Origin of the sequence: Sphingopyxis sp. 113P3 (assembly GCF_001278035.1) — a bacterium.
Classification (GTDB): domain Bacteria; phylum Pseudomonadota; class Alphaproteobacteria; order Sphingomonadales; family Sphingomonadaceae; genus Sphingopyxis.
Window position 1 is genome coordinate 113,326 of the sequence record NZ_CP009452.1, and the last position, 21,018, is coordinate 134,343.

18 protein-coding genes are annotated in these 21,018 nt (G+C 65.3%); 6 read left to right on the plus strand and 12 right to left on the minus strand.

Annotated features, from left to right (window positions below; genetic code table 11):
* Window positions 1–3 precede the first annotated feature (3 nt).
* The 7 genes from LH20_RS00490 to LH20_RS00520 form a co-directional block, all read right to left on the minus strand.
* Complete coding sequence (locus tag LH20_RS00490) at window positions 4–243, minus strand: ribbon-helix-helix domain-containing protein (RefSeq protein ID WP_083455539.1); 240 nt, start codon at window positions 241–243, stop codon at window positions 4–6.
* Window positions 244–299: 56 nt separating this feature from the next.
* Complete coding sequence (phbB, locus tag LH20_RS00495; protein WP_053552529.1) at window positions 300–1,022, minus strand: acetoacetyl-CoA reductase; 723 nt, start codon at window positions 1,020–1,022, stop codon at window positions 300–302.
* Between the two features lie 108 nt (window positions 1,023–1,130).
* Complete coding sequence (locus LH20_RS00500; RefSeq protein WP_053552530.1) at window positions 1,131–2,681, minus strand: DUF1963 domain-containing protein; 1,551 nt, start codon at window positions 2,679–2,681, stop codon at window positions 1,131–1,133.
* A gap of 95 nt (window positions 2,682–2,776) precedes the next feature.
* On the minus strand, window positions 2,777–3,748 hold the full coding sequence (gene hemH, locus LH20_RS00505; protein ID WP_053552531.1) for a ferrochelatase: 972 nt from the start codon (window positions 3,746–3,748) through the stop codon (window positions 2,777–2,779).
* Window positions 3,745–6,033: a xanthine dehydrogenase family protein molybdopterin-binding subunit gene (locus LH20_RS00510; RefSeq protein ID WP_053552532.1), complete on the minus strand. Its 2,289-nt coding sequence runs from the start codon at window positions 6,031–6,033 to the stop codon at window positions 3,745–3,747. The genes hemH and LH20_RS00510 overlap by 4 nt, the downstream gene beginning before the upstream one ends.
* 132 nt (window positions 6,034–6,165) lie before the next feature.
* Complete coding sequence (locus tag LH20_RS00515) at window positions 6,166–6,588, minus strand: CoA-binding protein (RefSeq protein WP_053552533.1); 423 nt, start codon at window positions 6,586–6,588, stop codon at window positions 6,166–6,168.
* Window positions 6,589–7,578, minus strand: coding sequence for an Mrp/NBP35 family ATP-binding protein (locus LH20_RS00520; RefSeq protein ID WP_053552534.1), 990 nt, complete (start codon window positions 7,576–7,578; stop codon window positions 6,589–6,591).
* A gap of 92 nt (window positions 7,579–7,670) precedes the next feature.
* Between LH20_RS00520 and hflK the strand changes: the two genes are divergently transcribed.
* The 3 genes from hflK to LH20_RS00535 all read left to right on the plus strand — a co-directional run bounded on the left by hflK (window position 7,671) and on the right by LH20_RS00535 (window position 11,295).
* On the plus strand, window positions 7,671–8,819 hold the full coding sequence (gene hflK / locus LH20_RS00525) for a protease modulator HflK (RefSeq protein WP_083455540.1): 1,149 nt from the start codon (window positions 7,671–7,673) through the stop codon (window positions 8,817–8,819).
* Complete coding sequence (gene hflC / locus LH20_RS00530; RefSeq protein ID WP_053552535.1) at window positions 8,819–9,670, plus strand: protease modulator HflC; 852 nt, start codon at window positions 8,819–8,821, stop codon at window positions 9,668–9,670. The genes hflK and hflC overlap by 1 nt, the downstream gene beginning before the upstream one ends.
* 125 nt (window positions 9,671–9,795) lie before the next feature.
* Window positions 9,796–11,295, plus strand: coding sequence for a trypsin-like peptidase domain-containing protein (locus LH20_RS00535; RefSeq protein WP_053552536.1), 1,500 nt, complete (start codon window positions 9,796–9,798; stop codon window positions 11,293–11,295).
* Window positions 11,296–11,724: 429 nt separating this feature from the next.
* Here LH20_RS00535 and LH20_RS00540 read toward each other — a convergent pair whose 3' ends face one another.
* Window positions 11,725–13,011, minus strand: a complete 1,287-nt coding sequence (locus tag LH20_RS00540; RefSeq protein ID WP_053552537.1) for a cytochrome P450 — start codon at window positions 13,009–13,011, stop codon at window positions 11,725–11,727.
* A gap of 138 nt (window positions 13,012–13,149) precedes the next feature.
* Here LH20_RS00540 and LH20_RS00545 point away from each other — a divergent pair, with 138 nt between their 5' ends.
* Entirely contained in the window at window positions 13,150–15,840 is a 2,691-nt protein-coding gene (locus LH20_RS00545) for a M1 family metallopeptidase (RefSeq protein WP_144423472.1), read from the plus strand.
* Window positions 15,841–15,858: 18 nt separating this feature from the next.
* On the opposite strand, the gene LH20_RS00550 is transcribed toward LH20_RS00545, so the two are convergent.
* Together LH20_RS00550 and LH20_RS00555 are read right to left on the minus strand one after the other, a co-directional pair.
* Window positions 15,859–16,314: a globin gene (locus LH20_RS00550; protein WP_144423473.1), complete on the minus strand. Its 456-nt coding sequence runs from the start codon at window positions 16,312–16,314 to the stop codon at window positions 15,859–15,861.
* Window positions 16,311–17,903, minus strand: coding sequence for a helicase HerA-like domain-containing protein (locus LH20_RS00555; protein ID WP_053552539.1), 1,593 nt, complete (start codon window positions 17,901–17,903; stop codon window positions 16,311–16,313). Before LH20_RS00555 ends, LH20_RS00550 begins: the two co-directional genes overlap by 4 nt.
* 293 nt (window positions 17,904–18,196) lie before the next feature.
* On the opposite strand from LH20_RS00555, the gene LH20_RS00560 reads away from it, so the two are divergent.
* Together LH20_RS00560 and LH20_RS00565 are read left to right on the plus strand one after the other, a co-directional pair.
* Entirely contained in the window at window positions 18,197–19,222 is a 1,026-nt protein-coding gene (locus LH20_RS00560; RefSeq protein WP_053552540.1) for an integrase core domain-containing protein, read from the plus strand.
* 83 nt (window positions 19,223–19,305) lie between these two features.
* Window positions 19,306–19,836 (plus strand): septal ring lytic transglycosylase RlpA family protein, encoded by a 531-nt coding sequence (locus LH20_RS00565; RefSeq protein WP_053552541.1) that lies wholly within the window; start codon window positions 19,306–19,308, stop codon window positions 19,834–19,836.
* A 17-nt stretch (window positions 19,837–19,853) separates the two neighbouring features.
* Here the strand turns inward: LH20_RS00565 and LH20_RS00570 are convergent, their stop codons facing one another.
* Entirely contained in the window at window positions 19,854–20,264 is a 411-nt protein-coding gene (locus LH20_RS00570; RefSeq protein WP_053552542.1) for an acyl-CoA thioesterase, read from the minus strand.
* 133 nt (window positions 20,265–20,397) lie between these two features.
* Complete coding sequence (gene queF / locus LH20_RS00575) at window positions 20,398–20,868, minus strand: preQ(1) synthase (protein WP_053552543.1); 471 nt, start codon at window positions 20,866–20,868, stop codon at window positions 20,398–20,400.
* Between the last annotated feature and the right edge of the window lie 150 nt (window positions 20,869–21,018).

Genomic DNA, 21,018 nt, shown 5'->3' on the forward strand with positions numbered 1-21,018 from the left:
TCCTCAGTGCTCCCCGCGATCGTGCCACAGCCATTGCCGGATCGCAGAAGTCAGGTTGGGCAGATTGCCCGCTTCCATCCGTTCGACATCGATCCGTGCAACGAGGGCATTGATGGGAAGGTTGAGCCGCGCCGCCGCGGCCTCGAGCGCGTCCCAGAAGACGGGTTCAAGGCTGATCGAGGTCGGGTGACCCGCAATCGTCACCGAGCGTTTGACGGGCGGGCGAAGAGCGAAAGGTGCCATGTCCGCCATTTAGCTCCATGGACCGCGCGAAGTCGAGATGCCCCCCCCGCCCTTGCTCAATACATGTGCTGGCCGCCATTGATCGACATGGTCGACCCGGTGACAAATCCGGCATCCTCGCTGCACAGGAAGGCGACGCCGCGCGCAATCTCATCGGCGTGGCCGAGACGGCCGACAGGGATCTTCGCGACAATTTTTTCGAGCACCGGCGCGGGGACTGCCGCGACCATGTCGGTGTCGATATACCCAGGGGCAATCGCGTTCACGGTCACGCCCTTCTTCGCGCCCTCCTGCGCCAGCGCCTTGGTAAAGCCGTGGATGCCGGACTTGGCAGCGGCGTAGTTGACCTGGCCATATTGCCCGGCCTGTCCGTTGATGGACCCGATGTTGACGATGCGGCCCCAGCCGCGTTCGACCATTCCGGGAAAGCATGCTTTCGCCATGTTGAAGCAACCGCCAAGGTTGATGCGCATGACGTCGTTCCAGTCTTCGAAGGTCATCCGGGCGAGCGTGCCGTCGCGGGTGATGCCGGCATTGTTTACGACGATGTCGATCGGGCCGACTTCTTCGGCGACGCGCGCGCAGCCGTCGAGGCACGCCTGATGGTCGCCCACGTCCCATTTATAGGTCCGAATGCCGGTGCGATCGGTGAAAGCCTTCGCCTTTTCGTCATTCCCGGCGTAGTTGGCGACCACCGTGATGCCATCGGCCTGAAGTCTCAGCGAGATTGCTTCTCCGATGCCGCGGCTGCCGCCGGTGACGATTGCGATACGTGCCATGTCTGCTGCTCCCACATGAGTGCTTCGCGCCATGGTTAGGGTGCGCGGCAGGGCCTCGCAAGTTGACTGTTACGTCAACGGCAAAGCTATTCTGCACTCCGCTGCGGGTCAGTGCATTTGCTGCACGCGAAGCCGCGAGAAGTCGCCGGCAGCAAGGTCGGCCTTGCGGATGATCAGCGCGGCGGTTGGGGCATCGCCGGCGCGGCGGCTCATCAGCCCGCTGGCAGGCAGCTCGATCAGCACTGCGTCGCGTTCCTCGTCAAAGCCCGCAAGATAGCGCGAGGGGATATGACCCATCATGGCGGCTTCCTTTTCGCCAAGCGCCCGCCAGAGCGGCTCGAACCAGGCACGCGCGGGCCCCGACAAACGGTCGGGATCGGCGCACCACGCATGCTTTGCATGATCGAACAGCAGCGCGCGATAATCCTCGACCCACGTTGGAGCGCCAGGATGGTGGCGGGTGAGGGGCAATTCGAGCGCCTCGACGCGATCCTCGCCGGTTTCCGGATCGGGTTGGCAGCCGACATGGACCCAGCGGATGGCGTGGAGTGCCGCCATCACCGCGCTCGCGTCGTTCGCGGTAAAGCCATGCTCCTTTGCGCTCTCGCGGATGATGCCGATGATCTCGATAGCGCGCGCAGCGGCTTCGCGATTGGCCTCGGCAGCGTCGGCGAGGGCGAGCGCCAGTTCGTCGCTGGCGTCGGCGGGAATATCTGCCTGGCCGGCGAGCTGCGCCGCGTGCCGCTCGAGGAGTGTGGCCATCGCCAACATGGCCCCCCAGTCGAAGGGATGGAAGGCCGGGTCGGCAATGTCGTAGTCCTGACCCGCGAGCGGATCGGCAGCGGTTGCCTCGTCGCTCGGGCGCCCGTCCGCGGGAACGAGGTCGACGGGCCACTCGGGAAAGGCGCGCACCGCGAGCGCTGCGAGATTGCCGAGACGCAGCGCCCCATAGGGTGAGAACCACGCCTCTCCGGGGGCGGCCGGCGGCTCGCGCGGTGGACCCGCCTCGGGCAGATGCAGTGCGGTCGCCGCGGTCGTATCGGGATGGCCGAAGATGACAAGCCAGCCTTCGCGGGGGCCGAGCCCGTTCCAAAGGTCTCTCGGCAGGTCAGCGCAGGCGATCTGCGCGAGGAAGTCGGCGCGCACACCCTCGATGCGTGGCCATTGCTCCGTCTGGGGAAGTCTCGGCCGCCCGCCGAGCCAGCTTCGGGTGTGGATCGCGTCACGCGGCGGGATGCGCGGAATCAACTTGATCCCGCCGCCGGCGCGCGGCGCGGCCGCTTGACGCACGGTCGCCGCCGCCATGGCTTCGAGGCTCTCTTCCAGCGATGACGCGGATGGCCGCGCCTCGACGAGCGTCGGGGCCACGACGGGCGCGGCTGTTTCGCTTGCGGCGTGGGCAGGCTCGCTGACGTGATCGTATGCCGGTTTGGCGCTGATCCGCGCGAGGCGCGACGGCGCAATTTCGACCGGCGGCTCGGGATCGCGAGCTTTGCGGGCCCGATTGGGGAGCCTGGGTTCCCAGGGCAGGGATGCCCTTGGCGCGCGGGAGACGGGTTCGGCGCGCGGACGACGCAGCCACCAGACCGCGAAAACCGCGAGCAGGAACAAGGCCGTGGCGCCGGCGAGCGTCAGCGCTGCCGATTGAACCTGGCTCATGGGGCAATCTCCCGAACTCATGCCCGGTGTCACTACCGGGATCGCGCGGAGGCCAGTCTAGGCGAAGGAGCTAAACAGGACGTAAGCGTAACGGCTCATATCCACCCGGCGAGCTCGCGCCGGACCATCGTTTCGATGAGCTTCATCCCCGGCGGATCGGCGTTGAGGCAGGGCAGATAGGCGAAGTCGCGCCCGCCAGCCCCGGCAAACTGCGCCTTCCCGCGGATCGCCAGTTCCTCGAGCGTTTCGAGGCAGTCGGCGGCAAATCCCGGCGCGAATAGCGCGACGCTCTTTTGCGCAGCGCCAAGATCGGCGAGCACTGCATCGGTGGCGGGTTCGAGCCATTTCGCGCGGCCGAAGCGTGACTGGAAGGCGACCTCGACGGGCCGCCCCAGCGCGCTCGACAGGTGGTGGGCGGTGTTGCAGCATTGTTCGTAGTAAGGATCGCCGAGCTCGCGCGTCTGCTCGGGCGTGCCGTGAAAGCTCGCGAGCAGTACATCGGGCTTGAAATCAAGCGCGGCGAGAGCGGTTTCGGCCGATGCCCTGAGGGCCGTTATATAGGCAGGGTCATCGAAATAGGGCGGCAGGAAGCGCAGCGCGGGCTGCCGGCGCAGCGACTTCAGATGATCGCCTACCGCGTCGACCACCGTTGCTGTGGTCGCGGCGCTATATTGGGGGTAGAGCGGCGCGACGAGGATACGCTCGCAACCATCGGCGATCAGCCGGTCAATCGTGGGTCCGATCGCCGGGTTGCCATAACGCATCGCATGGGCGACGCGCACGCTGCTTTTCAGCGCCGACTGGAGCGCGGCCGCCTGCGCCTGCGTAATCGCGGCGAGCGGCGACCCCGCTTCGGTCCAGACCTGCCGATAGGCGTGCGCCGATTTTCGGGGCCGCGTCCGCAGGATGATCCCGCGCAGGATCGGTTGCCAGATCAGCCGCGGAATTTCGACGACCCGGCGGTCGGACAGAAACTCGGCGAGATAGCGGCGCACGGCATCCGGCTCGGGCGCGTCGGGCGTGCCGAGGTTGACGAGAAGCACGCCGATGGAAGAGGGGGCCGTCATGCGGGGTGTGCCGAAAGAGGAAGCCGGCGAATGCGGCGGCCGGTCGCGGCAAACAGGGCATTGGCAACTGCCGGGGCGACGACGGGGACGCCGATCTCGCCCAGCCCGCCCGGCTCGCGATCGCTTTCGAGAAATTCGACCAGGATTTGCGGGGTCTGGGACAATTTCGGGAGGCCGAGCTGGTGCAGCTTGCGCGCAGTCGCGACGCCGCCTTCATAATCGGTTGTCGCGCCGACTGCGGCGGCAAGACCGAAGATCAGCCCGCCCTCGACCTGCTGGCGTGCAATCGCCGGATTGACGAGGCGTCCTGCATCGACGGCCGCGACGAGTTGTTCGACCTGGAGTCCCTTGTCACTCTGGCGCGCGGTCGCGAGCAGCGCGATATAGCTGCCCCGCATCGCATGGCAGGCGAGCCCCTGCGCGCTCCCGGCGATCCCGCCTTCCCAGCTGCCGAGCGTTGCTGCCGTGAGCAGGCAACGTGCGAGGAGGGGTGCATCGCCGAGCATCGCCATGCGATAGGACAGGGCATCTGATCCGGCGCGGGTCGCCATCTCGTCGACGAAGCATTCGGTGAAGAAAGCGGTGTAGCTGTCGGCGTTTCCGCGCCAGCGCGCAGTCGGCAGTCCGATGTCGGCCGGGCAGTGGTCAACCGCGACATGGGGGATTGCATAAAGCGGCTGGGCACCCTCGACCGCGGCGGCGTCGGGCGATCCCGCCGCCGCGCGCTGAGCGACGTCGCTCGGGATATTGTCAAACAGCCGCGCGCGCACCTCATGATTGGTCGGCGGCACCGCGATGCGGCTGACCAGTGCGTCGATACCCCCTGCGGCGTTGAGCGTGGCGACCATCTTCGCCCGCGCCGGCGCGCGCGGCGGGACGCGCATGATCTCTTCGGCGCGCGACCAGGCGAGCTGTACCGGCCGCTTCACCTGCCGCGCAATGATCGCTGCCTGCACGGCGACGCTATGATCGAGACAGGCATCGAAGGAGCCCCCCGCCATCATCGGGAATAGCGTCACCGCGCCGGGCGCGAGCCCGGTTGCGGCAGCAACCGCGTCGCGGCACTGCGCGGGCGCCTGAGTCGCGACCCAGACGCGTAGCCCGTCGCCGTCGATCGCAGCCGTCGCGGTGCGCGTTTCGATACTGGCGTGGAGCGCGGGAGCGACCAGATATTCGGCGGATATCTTCGGGCGGCCTTCCATCGCCCCGGCAACATCGCCCTTCTTTGCGATGCGATAGCCATCGGCGCGGAGTGCGGCCCTGAGCGCGCTGTCGATACTTTTGCTCGATACCGGCGTGCCCTTCGTCTCGAACAGCGGCGCGAAGCGGTCGAGCGCGCGGTTTGCTGCCCACCAGTTGCGAGCGACAGCGGCGACCCAGCGCTCGTGTTCGACGACGTGGAGCACGCCGGGCGAGGCAAGCCCGGCCTTGCGGTTGATGCTTTTGAGCCGCGTTGCGCCGAGCGGACCTTGACGAATTGCAGCGTAGACCATGTCAGGCAGGCGGATGTCGCCGGCGAAATTCGCCGATCCGTCGACCTTCGCAGGCAGGTCGAGGCGTGTCAGCTCCTTGCCGTAGAGCGGGTCGGCGCTCGACGCGCGATAAACGGGGGTCGCGGGCGGTTCGAGACCGGCCGCGCCTGCCGCCAGTTCGCCAAAGCGCAGCCGCTTCTGCCCCAGAATGACGAAACCATCCTGCGTGTCGCAATCTTCCCAGTTCGCGTCCCAGCGGCGCGCGGCCTCCATCATGAGCAGCGCGCGCGCCTGCGCCGCTGCATCTCGGCATGGTCCCTCGAACATCCGCACCGACGAGGAATTGGCCGTCAGCATCACGGCGTGGCGCACCGCCCATTCGCGCCGCGCCCAGCTGCGCACGTCCTGCACGAAATCGGGGACGCCGGCCCGCGGCATGAAGACGCTGCTATCCTCGTCGACCACCAGTGTGTTCGCATAGAGGGGATTGATGGGTGCAGTTTCGACCGCGATCGTCCGCCAGTCGGCGCCGAGTTCGTCGGCCATGATCTGCGGCAGCAGCGTCGTTACGCCCTGCCCCATCTCGCACTGGGGGACGATCGCGCTGATATGGCCGTCGTCGCCGATCTTCAGGAAAGCGTTGAAGATATGCTCGTCGGGGGCAGCGGTCAGGTTGGGACGGTAATCTCGCGGCCACACCGACCAAGCGAGTGCAAGCCCGCCCGCGGCGGTTGCGCCAACGAGCAGCGTGCGGCGCGTGACGAGCGACGCTCGCGTTGATTTGCTCCCCACCGTATCGCGAATGCCGCTCATGCCCGCTGCTGATAGTCGCGGCGATGTACCGAGGCAAAGCCTATATTGCCCCTCGATGCCGCGAAGCACGGCGGCTTCTGGCGCAGCGCGGTTCCCGGACCCCGTCGCTGCCATCGGGGACGAAGAGGCTGCCTAGCGGAGCAAGCCGAGCCGCGGGATTTCCACCTTCGGGCAACGGTCCATCACGACGGTCAGACCGGCGTCGGCGGCGCGCTTTGCCGCGGCCTCGTCGATCACACCGATTTGCAGCCATACGGCCTTTGCGCCGTGGACAATCGCGTCGTCGACCGCACGGCCGGCCTCGGCGCTGTTGCGGAAGATGTCGACGATCTCGGCAGGTGGCTGGACGTCGGCGAGGCTCGCAACGACGGGCGCGCCGTGGATCCTCTTGCCGGCGTGGCCGGGATTGACCGCGATGACGTCATGCCCTTGGCGGACGAGAAAGCCGAGAACCCCGTTCGAGGGGCGAGCGGGGTTGGGCGAGGCGCCGATCACCGCGATGCGGCGCGGCTGGCCGAGCAGCTCGCGAATCTCGCCTTCGTCGTTGATCGCCATTCAGCGCCCCTTTCGTGACTCGAGCCATTCAGCGACCCTTGCCGCTACGGCGTGGAACGGCTCACCTGCGGGGTCGGTTCCCGCCGCGGGGGGCACGCCGCCGTCGCTGGCAAGTCGGATGCCCATCGCCAGCGGCACACGGCCAAGGAAGTCAAGCCCCATCGTCTTCGCCGCCGCCTCTGCGCCGCCACTGCCAAAGGGGTCACTGACTTCGCCGCAGTGCGGGCAGACATAGCCCGCCATATTTTCGACGAGGCCGATGATCGGTACCTCGGCCTGTTCGAACAGGCTGATGGCGCGTGCTGCGTCGATCAAGGCCAGATCCTGCGGGGTGGACACGATCACCGCCCCTGCGGGTTTGTGGCGCTGGATCATGGTGAGCTGAACATCGCCGGTGCCCGGGGGCAGATCGACGACCAGCGTGTCGATGTTGCCCCAGCTTGCATCGATGAGCTGTTCCAGGGCCTTGCCCGCCATCGGGCCGCGCCAGGCGATCGCCTGACCCGGCGCCGCGATCTGCCCCGTCGACAGCATGGGAACGCCATAAGCGTTGGGAACGGGGACAAGCTTGGATCCGCGGGCCTCGGGCTTCACGCCCTCGCTGTCGAGGAGCTTGGGAAGTGAGGGGCCATAAATATCGGCGTCGACCAGCCCGACCTTCACCCCGCGCCGCTGAAGCGCGACGGCGAGATTGGCGGCGAGGGTCGATTTTCCGACCCCGCCCTTGCCGCTGCCGACCGCGATGACGGTCATCGCCCTTTTCTCGGCCGTCATTGCGATGCGAACCTCGACGACCCCCGTCGCGGCGAGCAGGCCGGCGCGCAGGCGATCCTCGAGCGGCTGCCGTTCCTCATCGGCAAGACCGGTGACATCGAGCACGACCGCAAGCGTCCCGGCCTCATCGAGCAGGCGCAGACCGGAGGCACGGCCCTCGCTGAGCTCGGCGGCGGTAGCAGTCAGGCGCGCGATGTCGGGGGCTTTGTCGGTCATGTCCCGGCGAAATAGGCATGATGGGCGCGATTGCCAGCCATTTTCGCGCGAACCCCCCTGTTAATCGCGTCCGCCGCCCCTATAACTGCAGCATGAGCAACGACAATGACGGCATTATGGGGCGCCGCGCTCCAGGGGGATGGCGGCGAATTTTCGATTCGATCAGCCTGATGGCGAACAGCCCGTGGGGCAATGGCCCCAAGGATGGCGAGGACGGGAAGGGCGGCGGCCGCAAGCCAGGCCCGCGCAACCCCTGGGTGACGCCCGATCCTGCCGATGCCGGGCGCGGTCGCCGCCCGCGCGGGCCTTCTGCGTTCGACGAACTGCTGCGCAAGGGGCGGGGCAGCTTCGGCGGCGGCGGATCGGGCGGCGGCGGCGACGGCTTTGACCTGGCGGCGTCGGCGCGACGATGGAAATGGGCGATTTTCGCGCTCGTCGCCGTCATGCTCATCTTTTCGACCGTGCATGTCGTTCCGCCTGAAAAGGAAGGGGTCGTCACGCGCCTCGGCAGCTATTCGCGCACCGTCGGACCGGGCGTCAAGCTCACGCTCCCGCCGCCGTTCGAGCGAATCCGCCTCGAGGACGTGCGCGCGATCCGCACGATGGCGATCGGTTCGCCCAATGCGACCGATGAGAATTTCGTGCTGACCCGCGACCAGAGCATCGTCGACCTTGCCTATGAGGTGCGCTGGTCGATCCGCGATCCGGAACTTTTCATCTTCCAGCTTGCCGATCCTGAAGGCACGATCCGCGAGGTCGCCGAAAGCTCGATGCGCGCGACTGTCGCCAATTTCGACCTCGTGCAGGCGATCGGTCCTGGCCGCGTCGAGATCGAAGCGCAGGTGCAGCAGCGCATGCAGGACCTGCTCGATCAATATCGCGCCGGCGTGTCGATCCAGGGCATTGCAATCCGCCAGGCCGATCCGCCAAAGCAGGTCGACGAGGCGTTCAAGGAAGTGACCGCGGCGCGCCAGGAACGCGAATCCGCGATCAACCTCGCGCGCGCCTATGAGCAGCAGGTGCTCGAACGGGCGCGCGGCGACACGGCCGCGTTCGATAAAATCTATGAGCAATATCAGCTGTCGCCAGCAGTAACGCGGCGACGCCTCTATTACGAGACGATGGAGTCGGTCCTGTCGAAAGCCGACAAGACAATCGTCGAGCCGCGCGGGGTGACTCCCTATCTGCCGCTCCCCGAAGTCCAGCGGCGTGCCGATTCGGCCCTGAAGGGAGGCCAGTGATGTTCGACAATCTGCTCCGCCGGCCCATGCGGTTGCTCATCACGCTGCTCGCGCTGCTCGTGCTCGTCTCGATGACGGTGTCGATTGTCCCCGAGGACAAGCAGGCGCTTATCCTGCGCTTCGGCGAGATCCGGGCGACGGTGAACAAATATAAGGAGGGGGAGAATTTCGGCCGCTCGGGAGCGGGGCTCGTGCTAAGGATGCCCTTTTTCGACAATATCCAGATCATCGACAAGCGCATCCTCGGCATCAACATGGAGCGTCAGCAGGTGCTCTCGACCGACCAGCAGCGGCTGCAGGTCGACGCTTTTGCGCGCTTCCGCATTACCGATCCGGTGCGCATGTATACCGCGATCCGCACCGAGGACCGGTTGCAGCAGCAACTTGCGACGATCCTCGGCTCCTCGCTGCGCAACGAGCTCGGCAAACGCACTTTCGCGACGCTGTTGTCGCCGGAGCGCGGCGCCGTGATGGACAATATCCAGATCGCGCTGAACCGCGAGGCGCGCAAATATGGGGCAGAGATTATCGACGTGCGGATCAAGCGCGCCGACCTTCCCGAAGGCGCCACGCTTGACGCGGCCTACAACAGGATGCGGACCGCGCGCCAGCAGGAGGCAACAGCGATCCGCGCGGAGGGGCAGAAGGAAGCGCAGATCATCCGTGGTAACGCCGATGGCGAGGCGGCGCGCATCTACGCTGCGAGCTATGGCAAGGATCCCGAATTTTATGATTTCTACCGAGCCATGATAAGCTATCGTCAGACCTTCCTCGGCGACGACAGCAGCGGTGCAACGTCGATTATCCTGTCGCCTGACAATGAATATCTGAAGCGGTTCCACGGAGATTGAGGGCTGCGCGGCGGACATGAACGGCTTGTGCAACCGCCGTTCATGTTCAAACGCTGTTCAGCCGTCCCGGGGCAGACAGCCCCGCCGGGAACGCTGGGACCCAGAAACGAAGAGGAAATGCAAACGTGCGTTATGTATATGGCATCACTTCGGCGCTGCTCGTGGGCGGGACGGCGCTGGCGCTTGTCACCCAGTCGCCGGTCGGGGCGCAGGTAGCGCAGAACGAAAAAAGCGAAATCGCCAGGGCCGTCCCGCGCTCGGGAGCACCCGAAAGCTTTGCCGACCTCGTCGAACAGCTCCAGCCCGCGGTGGTCAATATCTCGACCAAGCAGGAGGTCACGCTGGGCGTGCGGCTCAACCCCTTCGCGGGGACGCGGGAGCCGATCACCCAGGAGCAGCAGGGCGGCGGATCGGGCTTCCTGATATCGTCCGATGGCTACATCGTCACCAACAATCATGTCGTCACTGGCGGCCCGCGCGGCGAGCAGGTGAACGAGGTCACCGTGACGATGACCAACCAGAAAGAATATCGCGCAAAGATCGTGGGCCGTGATGCGACGTCGGATCTTGCGCTCCTGAAGATCGACGCGACGGGCCTGCCCTTCGTACGCTTTGGCGAGAGCAGCAAGGCGCGCGTGGGTGACTGGGTTGTCGCGATCGGCAACCCGCTTGGCCTCGGCTCGACCGTCACCGCGGGGATCATTTCGGCGGTGCAGCGCAATATCGGCAGTGGCGGCCCCTATGATCGCTACATCCAGACCGATACCGCGATCAACCGCGGCAACTCGGGCGGCCCGCTGTTCGACCTGCAGGGCAATGTCGTCGGCATCAACAATATGCTGATCTCGCCTGTCGGCGCGAATATCGGCGTCAATTTCGCGATCCCCGCCGACGCAGCAGCGCCGGTGATCGCCGCGCTCAAGGCGGGCGAAAAGCCGCAGCGCGGTTACCTCGGCATCGGTATTGCACCGGTGGGCGAAGACTTCGCCGCCGCACTCGGCCTGCCCAAGGACCGCGGCGAGATCATCCAGCGAATCGAAGACGGCGGCCCGGCAGCAAAGGCCGGACTGAAGCGCGGCGACGTGGTCACGAAGGTCGATGGCAAGGACGTCACGCCGCAGCAGACGTTGTCCTATCTGATCGCCAATGTGAAACCTGGCACCCGCATTCCGCTCGAGATCATTCGCGACGGAAAGCCGATGACGATCAATGCCGTGGTCGGCACCCGCCCGCCCGAGGAGGAGCTGACGGGCAGCAACTTCGACCCCGAAGAAGAGCAGACGATGCCCGACGATCCGAAGGGAAGTGCCGACCAGGCGATCCAGGATAGGCTCGGCATGGCAGTCCAGCCGCTGACCCCCGCGATCGCGGGCAGCATCGGTGTCGAGCGCAACACCAAGGGTCTCGTCATCGCAGCTGTCGGCAGCAGCAGCGATGCCGGCCGAAAGGGCCTGCGCCGCGGTGACGTGATCCTCAGCGCCAACCGTGTGCCCGTAACGACGAGCGAGGCACTGGCAAAGGCGATAGCGGATGCGAAAAAGGCGGGCCGTACGGCGGTTCTGCTCGAAATTCTGCGCCGCGGCCAGCCACCGGCCTTCATCCCGGTCCGCATCGACGGAAAATAGACCGCGCGTGGAGAGATTTCGCCAAGGGCGCCCGATCTTCGGACCGGGCGCCCTTTTCGCTTTGCGCAAACCATGGTTGTTCTTCCTCATTTCCTCTCATGACGTCCGCGACTGGTGAACTCCGAGGGGTTCATCGCCTGGAGCAAGGAGCTGCGGGCCGGGGATTGATCTCACCCGGCCCCTGGATGGCAATGCCGTGCATGCCGGTAATGCCGTAAGGGTTGCGCTCGAGGCGAAGGAGGGGCAGGGGCGCCGCCTTTGCACCATCAGGTTGGCGAACGGCGGCACTGATCAAGGCGTCCCTGGCCCCTTGCGGTGAGCGCTTTCGTGGCCATGTCCGAGATGTCGAGGGGAACAAGCTCGACGCCCTCGTCATGGGGTAGCCGAGCGCGGGCTGCGTCCGGCCGCGGTTCGATAACGGCCGGCCGCCTAAGCGGCCTCGAACCGAATCGGCAGCCGTTTCAGCCCACCCACGAATACCGATTCAACCCGGGCGGGCTCACCGGCGAGCTCAACCGACTTCAGTCTCGGCAGCAATTCCTCCATCAATATCCGCATTTCCATTCGCGCGAGATGCTGGCCGAGGCACACATGGGCCCCGAAGCCGAAGGCAATCTGCTGATTCCTTGCGCGGTCGGGATCGAAGGTGAAGGGGTCGGCGAACACCGCCTCGTCGCGGTTTGCCGAGACATAGTTCAGCATCAACCAGTCGCCTTGGCGGATCGTCTGCCCGCCGATCTCCACATCTTCCTTGGCGCTACGCATGAAATGCTGCACCGGAGTCGACCAGCGGATTGCCTCTTCGATCAACCCCCCCTTGTCGCTCGCCGCATCGCGGAAGCGCGCGAAGAGCGCCGGGCACTTTGCAAGCTCCATCATCGCCCCTGCGGTCGATGCGCTCGTTGTATCGTGCCCTGCGGTCGCGACAATCATATAATAGCCCGCAAGCTCGCGGTCGGGGATCTGACCGCCATCGATCGTCGCATTGGCAATCACCGTCGCAATATCCTCGCGCGGGTTGGCGCGGCGGTCGGCGGTGAGGTTGCGGAAATAATTTTCGAAATCCGCGATCACATAATGAAGCATCGCGATCACCTGTTCGGTGCTCTTGACCGCCTCGCGCCCGCGATTGAGCTCAGGGTCGGTCGAGCCGAAAAGCTGCTGCGTCAGCATCAGCATCCGAGGCTCGTCCTCAGGCGGCACCCCCAGAATGTCCATGATCACGCGCAGCGGATAATGCGCTGCGACATCGCGCGCGAAATCGCACGTGTCGCCGAGCGAGAGCATATGATCGACTGTCTCGCGCGCGATCTCGCGGATCCGCTCTTCCACGATCCGCAGATTCTTGGGCATGAACCAACCTTGCGTCAGGAGGCGGTATTTCATGTGATCCGGTGCGTCCATCTGCACGAGCGAGCGGATGAGGTGCCCGTCGCCCCCCGGCGTCGCGGCGCGCGCGAGCGCTTCGCCGTCGCGGTCGGTCAGCACCGTCGGGCGGATGCCGTTCGCAAAGCGCTGCGGGTCACGGCTGATCGCCATGATGTCGGCGTGCCGCGTGACGAGCCAGAAGGGATCGTGGGTCGGGTTTTCCGCGACCGCCAAGGGCGCGTTGGCGCGCGCCCAGGCCAATTGTTCGTGAAGCGGCTCCCACGCGGCATAGGCGGTGGGGTCGATGACCGCAGCGGCAACCTCTCCAGGCAATATAGGTTTTGTCATGAAACGAAACTGCCGCAAGAATGGCCGTCTGTCGAGCAGGATTGGACGCCCGTCGAATTGAGGCCGTGACGCCCCGGCATGCAGGGCCTAGGTCCCTGCAACATTATTGCCTCATTCTGGAATAACGGGGAAGCCACCATGAAATCTGCCACGCGCAACCTGCTGCTCGCGACGCTGTCGTCGCTGAGCCTCGCCGCCGCTCCGGCGCTTGCCGAGGAGACATTCATGGCAGCTCCTGCGATCGCCGCCGGACCGCTGACTGAAAGCGTACCGAGCCAGCTCCCGCGGATCGCGCGCCCCTCGCATTACGACATTGCGGTCACGCCCGATGCGAGAGCGCTCACCTTTACCGGACGCGTCGCGATCGACCTTGAATTATTCGAACGCTCGAACAGCATCACGATGAACGCGCTCGACCTCGGCTTTTCCGGTGCGAGCCTTTCCAAGGCCGACGGGTCGGACAAGGTGCCGCTTACCGCGACGCTCGATGCTGCGGCGCAGACGGTCACCTTCACGGCGCCTGCCGCACTCGTGCCCGGGAAATATACGTTGGCGGCGGATTACAGCGGGGTCATCAACACCCAGGCGAACGGCCTTTTCGCGCTGGACTATCCCGACAAGGCGACCGGGCAGCCGCGCCGCGGCCTTTTCACCCAGTTCGAGGCGCCAGACGCGCGGCGCTTCGTGCCAAGCTTCGACGAGCCGAGCTACAAGGCGACCTTCACCCTGAGAGCGACGGTTCCCGCGGACCAGCTTGCGGTCAGCAACATGCCGGTTGAACGCGAAACCGCCGCCGCAAACGGTCTTAAGACCGTGCATTTCGGCACCTCGCCCACAATGTCCTCCTACCTCCTCTTTCTCGGCGTCGGCGATTTCGAGCGCTTGTCGAAGCAAAGCGAAAGCGGCGCCGAGGTCGGCATCGTGTCGCCGAAGGGCTCGGGCGAGCAGGCGCGCTTTGCACTCGACAGCCTCGCGCCATTGCTCAGCTACTATAGCGATTATTTCGGCCAGCCCTATCCACTTCCCAAGCTCGACAATATTGCGGGGCCCGGCCAGTCGCAGTTCTTCGGCGCGATGGAGAATTGGGGCGCGATCTTCACTTTCGAGCGTATCCTCCTCGATGACCCCGCGATCACGAGCGAGGCGACACGGCAGGCGATATACGGCGTTCAGGCGCATGAGGTCGCGCACCAATGGTTCGGTGATCTCGTGACGATGGCATGGTGGGACGATCTGTGGCTCAACGAAGGCTTTGCGAGCTGGATGGCGACCAAGGTCACCGACCATTTCCATCCCGAATGGCAGCCGCTTCTTACCCGCGTGCACGGGCGCGAGAGTGCGATGAGCCTCGACGCTTATCGCACGACCCACCCGATCCTGCAGACGATCCGGACGGTCGAGGACACCAACCAGGCCTTCGACGCGATCACCTACAAGAAGGGCGAGGCGGTCATCTCGATGCTTGAGGCCTATGCGGGTGAGGATGTGTGGCGCGGCGGGCTGCGCCGCTACATGGCTGCTCACCAATATGGCAACAGCCGCACCGACGATCTGTGGAACGCAATCGAAGCCGCAGGCGCCAAGGGGCTCACCGCGATCGCGCACGATTTCACCGGCCAGGCTGGTATCCCGCTCATCCGCATGACGAGCAGCCAGTGCAAGGCCGGCGCCACTCTCATCGGCGTGACGCAGGGCGAGTTTTCGCGCGATCGCCGCACAAGCATCGACGACGAGGGGCGGCGCTGGCAGGTACCGATGCTCGTGCGGAGCATCGGCGGCGGGGAACAGCGCGTCATTGTTCGCGACGGCAAGGCCACGGTCAAAGTCGATCATTGCGGTGCCATCATCCTTAACGGCGGCCAACTAGGCTATTTTCGGACCCTTTACACTCCTGAAGCTCTTGCCGCCCTGCGCAGCGCTTTCGCGCAAATCCAGCCGATCGACCAACTCGGCCTCCTCAACGATAATTTTGCCCTCTCGATTGCGGGCTATCAGCCCATGGGGGCCGCGCTCGGTCTGCTTGCCGCGACGCCCCCCAATGCCAATCCCTATGTGCTGACCGAAGCGGCCAGCCGCTATGCGCAGCTCTACGGAGTCTTCAAGGGCGATGCCGCGACGCAGGCGGTGATCGCGGCGCGCGGCGCGGCGGCGCTGCGCCCGGCGCTGACCCGCCTCGGCTTCGATCCTAAGGATGGAGAACCGGCGCTCGACGCGGTGCTTCGCGCTGACGTGATTCGCGAGCTCGGCATGATGGGCGATATTGCGGTGCTCGGCGAAGCGCGCCGCCGCTTTGGACGTCTCGACAGCGATCCCAAGGCGCTTGACGGGCCCGCGAAGGGCCTGTGGCTCGATATCGTTGCAACCAATGCAGGCGCCGCCGACTGGGACAAGCTTCACCGCCTCGCGCAGGCAAGCAAGTCGGCGGTCGAACGCAGCATGCTCTATACGCTACTCGGCGCCGCGAAGGACGCGGCGCTCGCGCAGCAGGCACTCGACCTCTCGCTGACCGCCGAGCCCGGCCAGACGACAAGCGCCGCGATCATTGGCCGCGTCGCGGGTTACCATGCCGACGCTGCTGTCGCCTTCGTCGAGGCGCACCAGGCCGAGGTCGACAAGCTGATCGACGCCTCCGCGCGCGTTCGCTTCCTTGCCAGCCTCGCGATGAACTCGGACGATCCCGCGATGATCGCGGCGCTTGAAGAAAAGGCTGCTGCTCTGCCTGCCGACGTGCGCAAACCCTATGAGCGCACGATCGCGGTGCTCAAGGAGCATGCCGAAAGCAGCCCCCGCATTAGAGCCGAAAGCAAGGCCTGGCTCGCGGGGCAATGAGCGCGGTGCCGCCGCCGCTCAGGCGGGGGTAGCCGCGCGGCCCCCGGGCATCGCGCTCTCCCATTCGGCAAGCGCGCGGCGGATCATGGCTTTCAGGATTTCGCCCTGCCGCCGCCATGCCGCGGCGTGGGCGCCCGTCCATGCTCGTCCCGCGGCGCGGCCGAGCTCATCTATCGCCAGGTCGATGAAGGCGTCATATTCGTCGGTCGGAAGCATGCCGTAATTGCGGTGCGTTGCGACAAGCTCGGCGACGAGAGGCCAGACCCAGCCTTCGTCAGTCGCGAGCCCAAAGAGGATCTGCAGCGTCTCGTCGGTCATGCGCCGTGACGCGGCGTCAAGGTTCAGAAAGGCAGGATGCCGCTCGGGGTAGGCGGAGAAAAAGCGCTCAAACAGCGTGTGGCGGATGTCGATCCCGGTCTCGGCGACGGCCGCGAGGGTCGCCTCCATCAGCGCGGCATCGGACCGCTCCTTCACTTGAACAGGCCGCCCAATATTCCGCGCATCAGCTGACCGCCGAACTTGCCCGCCACCTGACGTCCGATGCTTGTCGCAGCCGAGCGTGCCGCCGACTGGATCATCTTCTCCGCCATGCTGGGCTTCGCGGCTTCGCGCGCAGCCGCCTTTTCGAGGCGCAGCCGTTCCTTCTCTTCTGCCGCCTTGCGCTTCGCCTCTTCTTTTGCAGCGATCGCGGCCTGCTTGTCCGCTTCGGCCTTGGCTTTCGCCTCGGCGGCGGCCGCCTGCGCCTGCTCGGCCTTTACGGCGAGCAATTCTTCGGCGCTTTCGCGGTTGACCGGCGTGTCATATTTGTCGGCTACAGGCGAGATCGACTTGATGATCGCGCGTTCCTTGGCATCGAGGGGGCCTGCCCGCGAGCAGGGTGCCTTGATAAGCGTACGCTCGACCGGTGAAGGCGCGCCGTCCGCCATCAGCAGCGATACCAGTGCCTCGCCGACCTTGAGCTCGGTGATCTCGCGCGCGACATCGACCTTGGGATTGGGACGGAAGGTTTCGGCAGCCGCCCTCACTGCCTTCTGGTCGCGCGGCGTGAAGGCGCGCAGTGCGTGCTGGACGCGGTTGCCAAGTTGGCCTGCGACGTCCTCTGGAATATCGATCGGGTTTTGCGTCACGAAATAGACGCCGACGCCCTTCGAGCGGATCAGCCGCACGACCTGCTCGATCTTGTCGGTCAGGGCCGGCGGCGCGTCGTCGAACAGCAGGTGCGCTTCATCAAAGAAGAAGACGAGCCTTGGCTTGTCGGGGTCGCCCACCTCGGGAAGCGTCTCGAACATCTCGGAGAGCAGCCAGAGCAGAAAGGTCGCATAAAGCTTGGGGCTCGCCATCAGCTTGTCGGCAGCCAGTATGTTGATATAGCCGCGCCCCTGATCGTCGCAGCGTATCATGTCCATGATGTCGAGCGCGGGCTCGCCAAAAAAATGGTCGCCGCCCTGACTTTCGAGGCTGAGAAGCTGACGCTGGATTGTGCCGACTGTCGCTTTCGACACATGACCATATTTGGTGGTTAGCTGGTCGGCATTTTCAGCGCACCAGGCGAGCATTGCCTGCAGATCACCCATGTCGAGGAGCAGCAAATTCTGCTCGTCCGCGACGCGGAAAGCGATCGCAAGCACCCCTTCCTGCACGTCGTTGAGGCCCATCAGTCGCGCAAGCAGCAGCGGACCCATTTCGGATACGGTGGTGCGAACCGGATGGCCCTGTTCGCCGAACAGGTCCCAGAAAATGACCGGATTGTCGCGGTACGCCCAATCGGTGTCGCCAATCTCGGCCGCACGCTTTGCGAAGGCTTCGTGCGTCTTCGCCGTCGGGCTGCCGGCCATCGCGATGCCGGACAGATCGCCTTTTACGTCGGCGACAAAAACCGGCACGCCGACCGCCGAAAAGCTCTCGGCAAGACCCTGCAGTGTTACCGTCTTGCCAGTGCCGGTGGCACCCGCAATGAGCCCGTGGCGGTTTGCGCGCTTCAGGACCAGTGCCTGCCGCGGGCCATCAGCGCCCCCGCCGCCAAGGCCGAGATAGATTTCCGTCGCTTCGCCGCCTTCGCTCACTGTCCATTCCTTCCAAACCGGGCGTTAAGGGAAGGTCTAGAGCGGAGCGTCGCAGCGGGCAATCGGCAAAGCCGCGAAGCGCGGTGTTGGAAATGGGCAGATGAGCGCTGCGTGCTCCCCCATCCCTCGGAAGGCTGCGTCGCTGCCAGGGCTTCGCCGCAACGCGACGGGGAGGCGCGAAAGTTCCGCATAGGCCCTGACCGGGTCCAGACACATTTGAGACGCGAGGCTTGAGAAAGACTCGGGGGTCTTCGAAGCTGAGGTTGCAACACACCAGCTGAAGGAGACCCCCGATGCAAGTATTTCACCTGCCAGGCCGCGTTAGCAGAACCGCCCAGTTGATGTCTCGCCTGATCGGCGCGAAAGCCCCCGATAGCGAAGCGGCGATCAGGCGAGACATTGTTCATCGCTGGCGGCAGGCCATCCGCGAAGGGCTCTGCGCCGCTGCCGCGGCGAGGGCCGTGGGTGTCCCGCGCGCAACCCTCTACCGCTGGGAGAAGCGGCCCGAGCCGCTGAGCCGAAGGCCACTGCGGGTGCGCCAGCCGCGCTGGTCGCCAGCACTCGCCGAAGCGGTCGAGGAACTGCGGCTCGACAACCCCATGTGGGGCAAGCGCAAGATCGCCGTGCTGCTCGCCCGCGAAGGCTTCATGACCTCCGTCTCGACGGTCGGGCGCATCCTTCGAAGACTCGTCGCCAGAGGAGCAGTCGTCCCCGTGCCCCTGCTGCGCAGAAAACCCGGAGGACGCCGCTTCCGCTACAACAACAAGGAACGACACGCCCGTCGCCTGCCCAAAGGCCTCAGGCCATCGCTCCCAGGCCAGCTGGTCCAGATCGACACGCTCTTCATCAACATCCGACCCGGCAAGGCGATCAAGCACTTCACAGCCTATGATCCCGTCGCAAAGTGGACCCTCGGCAAGGTCGCCGCCAGCGCCACCGCCACCAATGCCACCGCCCTCCTCGACAAGCTCATCGCCGAAGCACCCTTCCCGATCACCGGTATCCAGGTCGACGGCGGCTCCGAGTTCAAGGCTGAGTTCGAGACCGCCTGCCAAATCCGCGGCCTCCCGCTCTTCGTCCTCCCTCCCAAAAGCCCCCAACTCAACGGCGCCGTCGAACGAAACCAGGGATGCTGGCGATACGAGTTCTACGAATCCTACGACCTGCCCCATCGCATCGATCAATTACAGCCATTCGTCGATGCCTTCGCACACCGCTTCAACCACGTCAGGCCACACGAGGCTCTCGACATGAAAACCCCCGCCGAGTACCTCCAGTCCATCAGCTGCGGAAATCTCCAGCAGTCTCATATGTACTGAACCCGGACAGGCCCTTTATTCCCCGCCCTTGCACCTCTACGATCGCATCGATGCGGCGGGCTCCGACGATCCGATGGACAAGCATGGGCGTGGCGGCCTTGATGCTGTCGGCCTGTGCCGGTGGAAATTTCAGGCCGGTTAGCGACACCCCCGTGCGCATCGGTCAGCCCTATTCGGTTCGCGGAGTCACCTATGTGCCCGCCGCCGCGCCCGCCTATGACGCACTTGGCTATGCGAGTTGGTACGGCAACGAATCGGGCAATCGCACAGCAAATGGCGAGAAATTTCACGCAGGCTGGATCACCGCCGCGCACACGACACTGCCGCTGCCGACCTATGTCGAGGTAACCGCGCTCGACAGCGGGCGGCGGATCCTGGTGCGGGTGAACGACCGCGGGCCCTTTTTGCGCGGGAGGATTATCGACTTGTCGCGCGGCGCGGCTGAGGAACTTGGCATCCGGGCGCAGGGCCATGCGCCGGTGCGCGTGCGGCGGGTGGAGCCTTCGGAGAAAGACCGCAAGCGCCTGCGCAGTGGAAAGCCCGCGGCGGCGTTACCCCGCGTGCCCGAGCGCGAATTGCAGCAACTTCGAACACAGCTCGCGCAAGGCCGCTGAGCGCGACCGGAATGCTTCTAGATTTTCTCGTTCGGGAAGAAACGCGCGACGACTTCGCTCGCAAGACGGGCGGGGCGGAGCGTCTTGGCGTCGATGCAGCACCAGCTCGACTTGACCTCAGCCAGCACGTCCTCGCCGCGCTTGATCACCGTGTCATAAAAGGCGCGCGCGCCCTGAACCTTTTCAAGAATCACCGTCGCAATCACGCGGTCATCGAGGAAGGCGGGGCGGCGATAGGTGATCTCGTGTTTTAGCGCGACCCACAGATGCTGCGCGACCGCCTCGGGCGGCGCGATCTTGCGCCAGTGGGCGAGTACGGCCTCCTGCACCCAGCTCAGATAATGGGCGTTGTTGACGTGCCCCATGAAGTCGATCTGATCGGGGGCGACGGTGATCTTGTGGTCGTGCGGGGTTGCGGCGGCGGTCATGACGTTGACACTAATGTCAACAGAATGTGACGGAAAGATGAAATTTCAGATTCTTTCGGTGATCGCACGGCAACATCAAAGATCGTCAGGAAGGGCCAGAATCCCGGGGCAGGATGCCCGAGCCTATGCCTGCTCAGCCCCGGCCCCGATAGGGGGGGACGCCCTGGTCAGGGAGCCATAGGCCGGCGGGCGGCGGGCCCGATTGCCAGAAGACGTCGATCGGAATGCCCCCGCGCGGGTACCAATAACCGCCGATGCGCAGCCATTGCGGCCGCATTTCGTCGAACAGGCGTCGGCCGATGCCCACGGTGCAATCCTCGTGGAAGCCTGCATGGTTGCGGAACGAGCCGAGAAAGAGTTTCAGGCTCTTCGATTCGACAATCGTCTCGTCGGGCGCATAGTCGATCACGAGATGCGCGAAATCGGGCTGACCCGTCACCGGGCAGAGTGAGGTGAATTCGGGCGCGGCAAAGCGCACGAGATAGAGCTCGCCGCGGCGGGGATTGGGCACATAGTCGAGAACGGCGGCCTCGGGTGAGGCAGGAAGTTCGCTCGATTGGCCAAGATGTTTGGGCGCAAGGGGGGGATGGCTGGAATCACTCATGGAAACCGTCTAGTGCGGCGCGCGGTCGCTGTCATCCGTCGATGGCCGGCCGGGTTCAGCACCCGTTCAAGGTGCGGACCGAAAGAAATGATCGGGCCCCGGGCTAGAGATGAAGAAGAGGAAATTCGGTCGGAATAAGGGAGCGGCGTC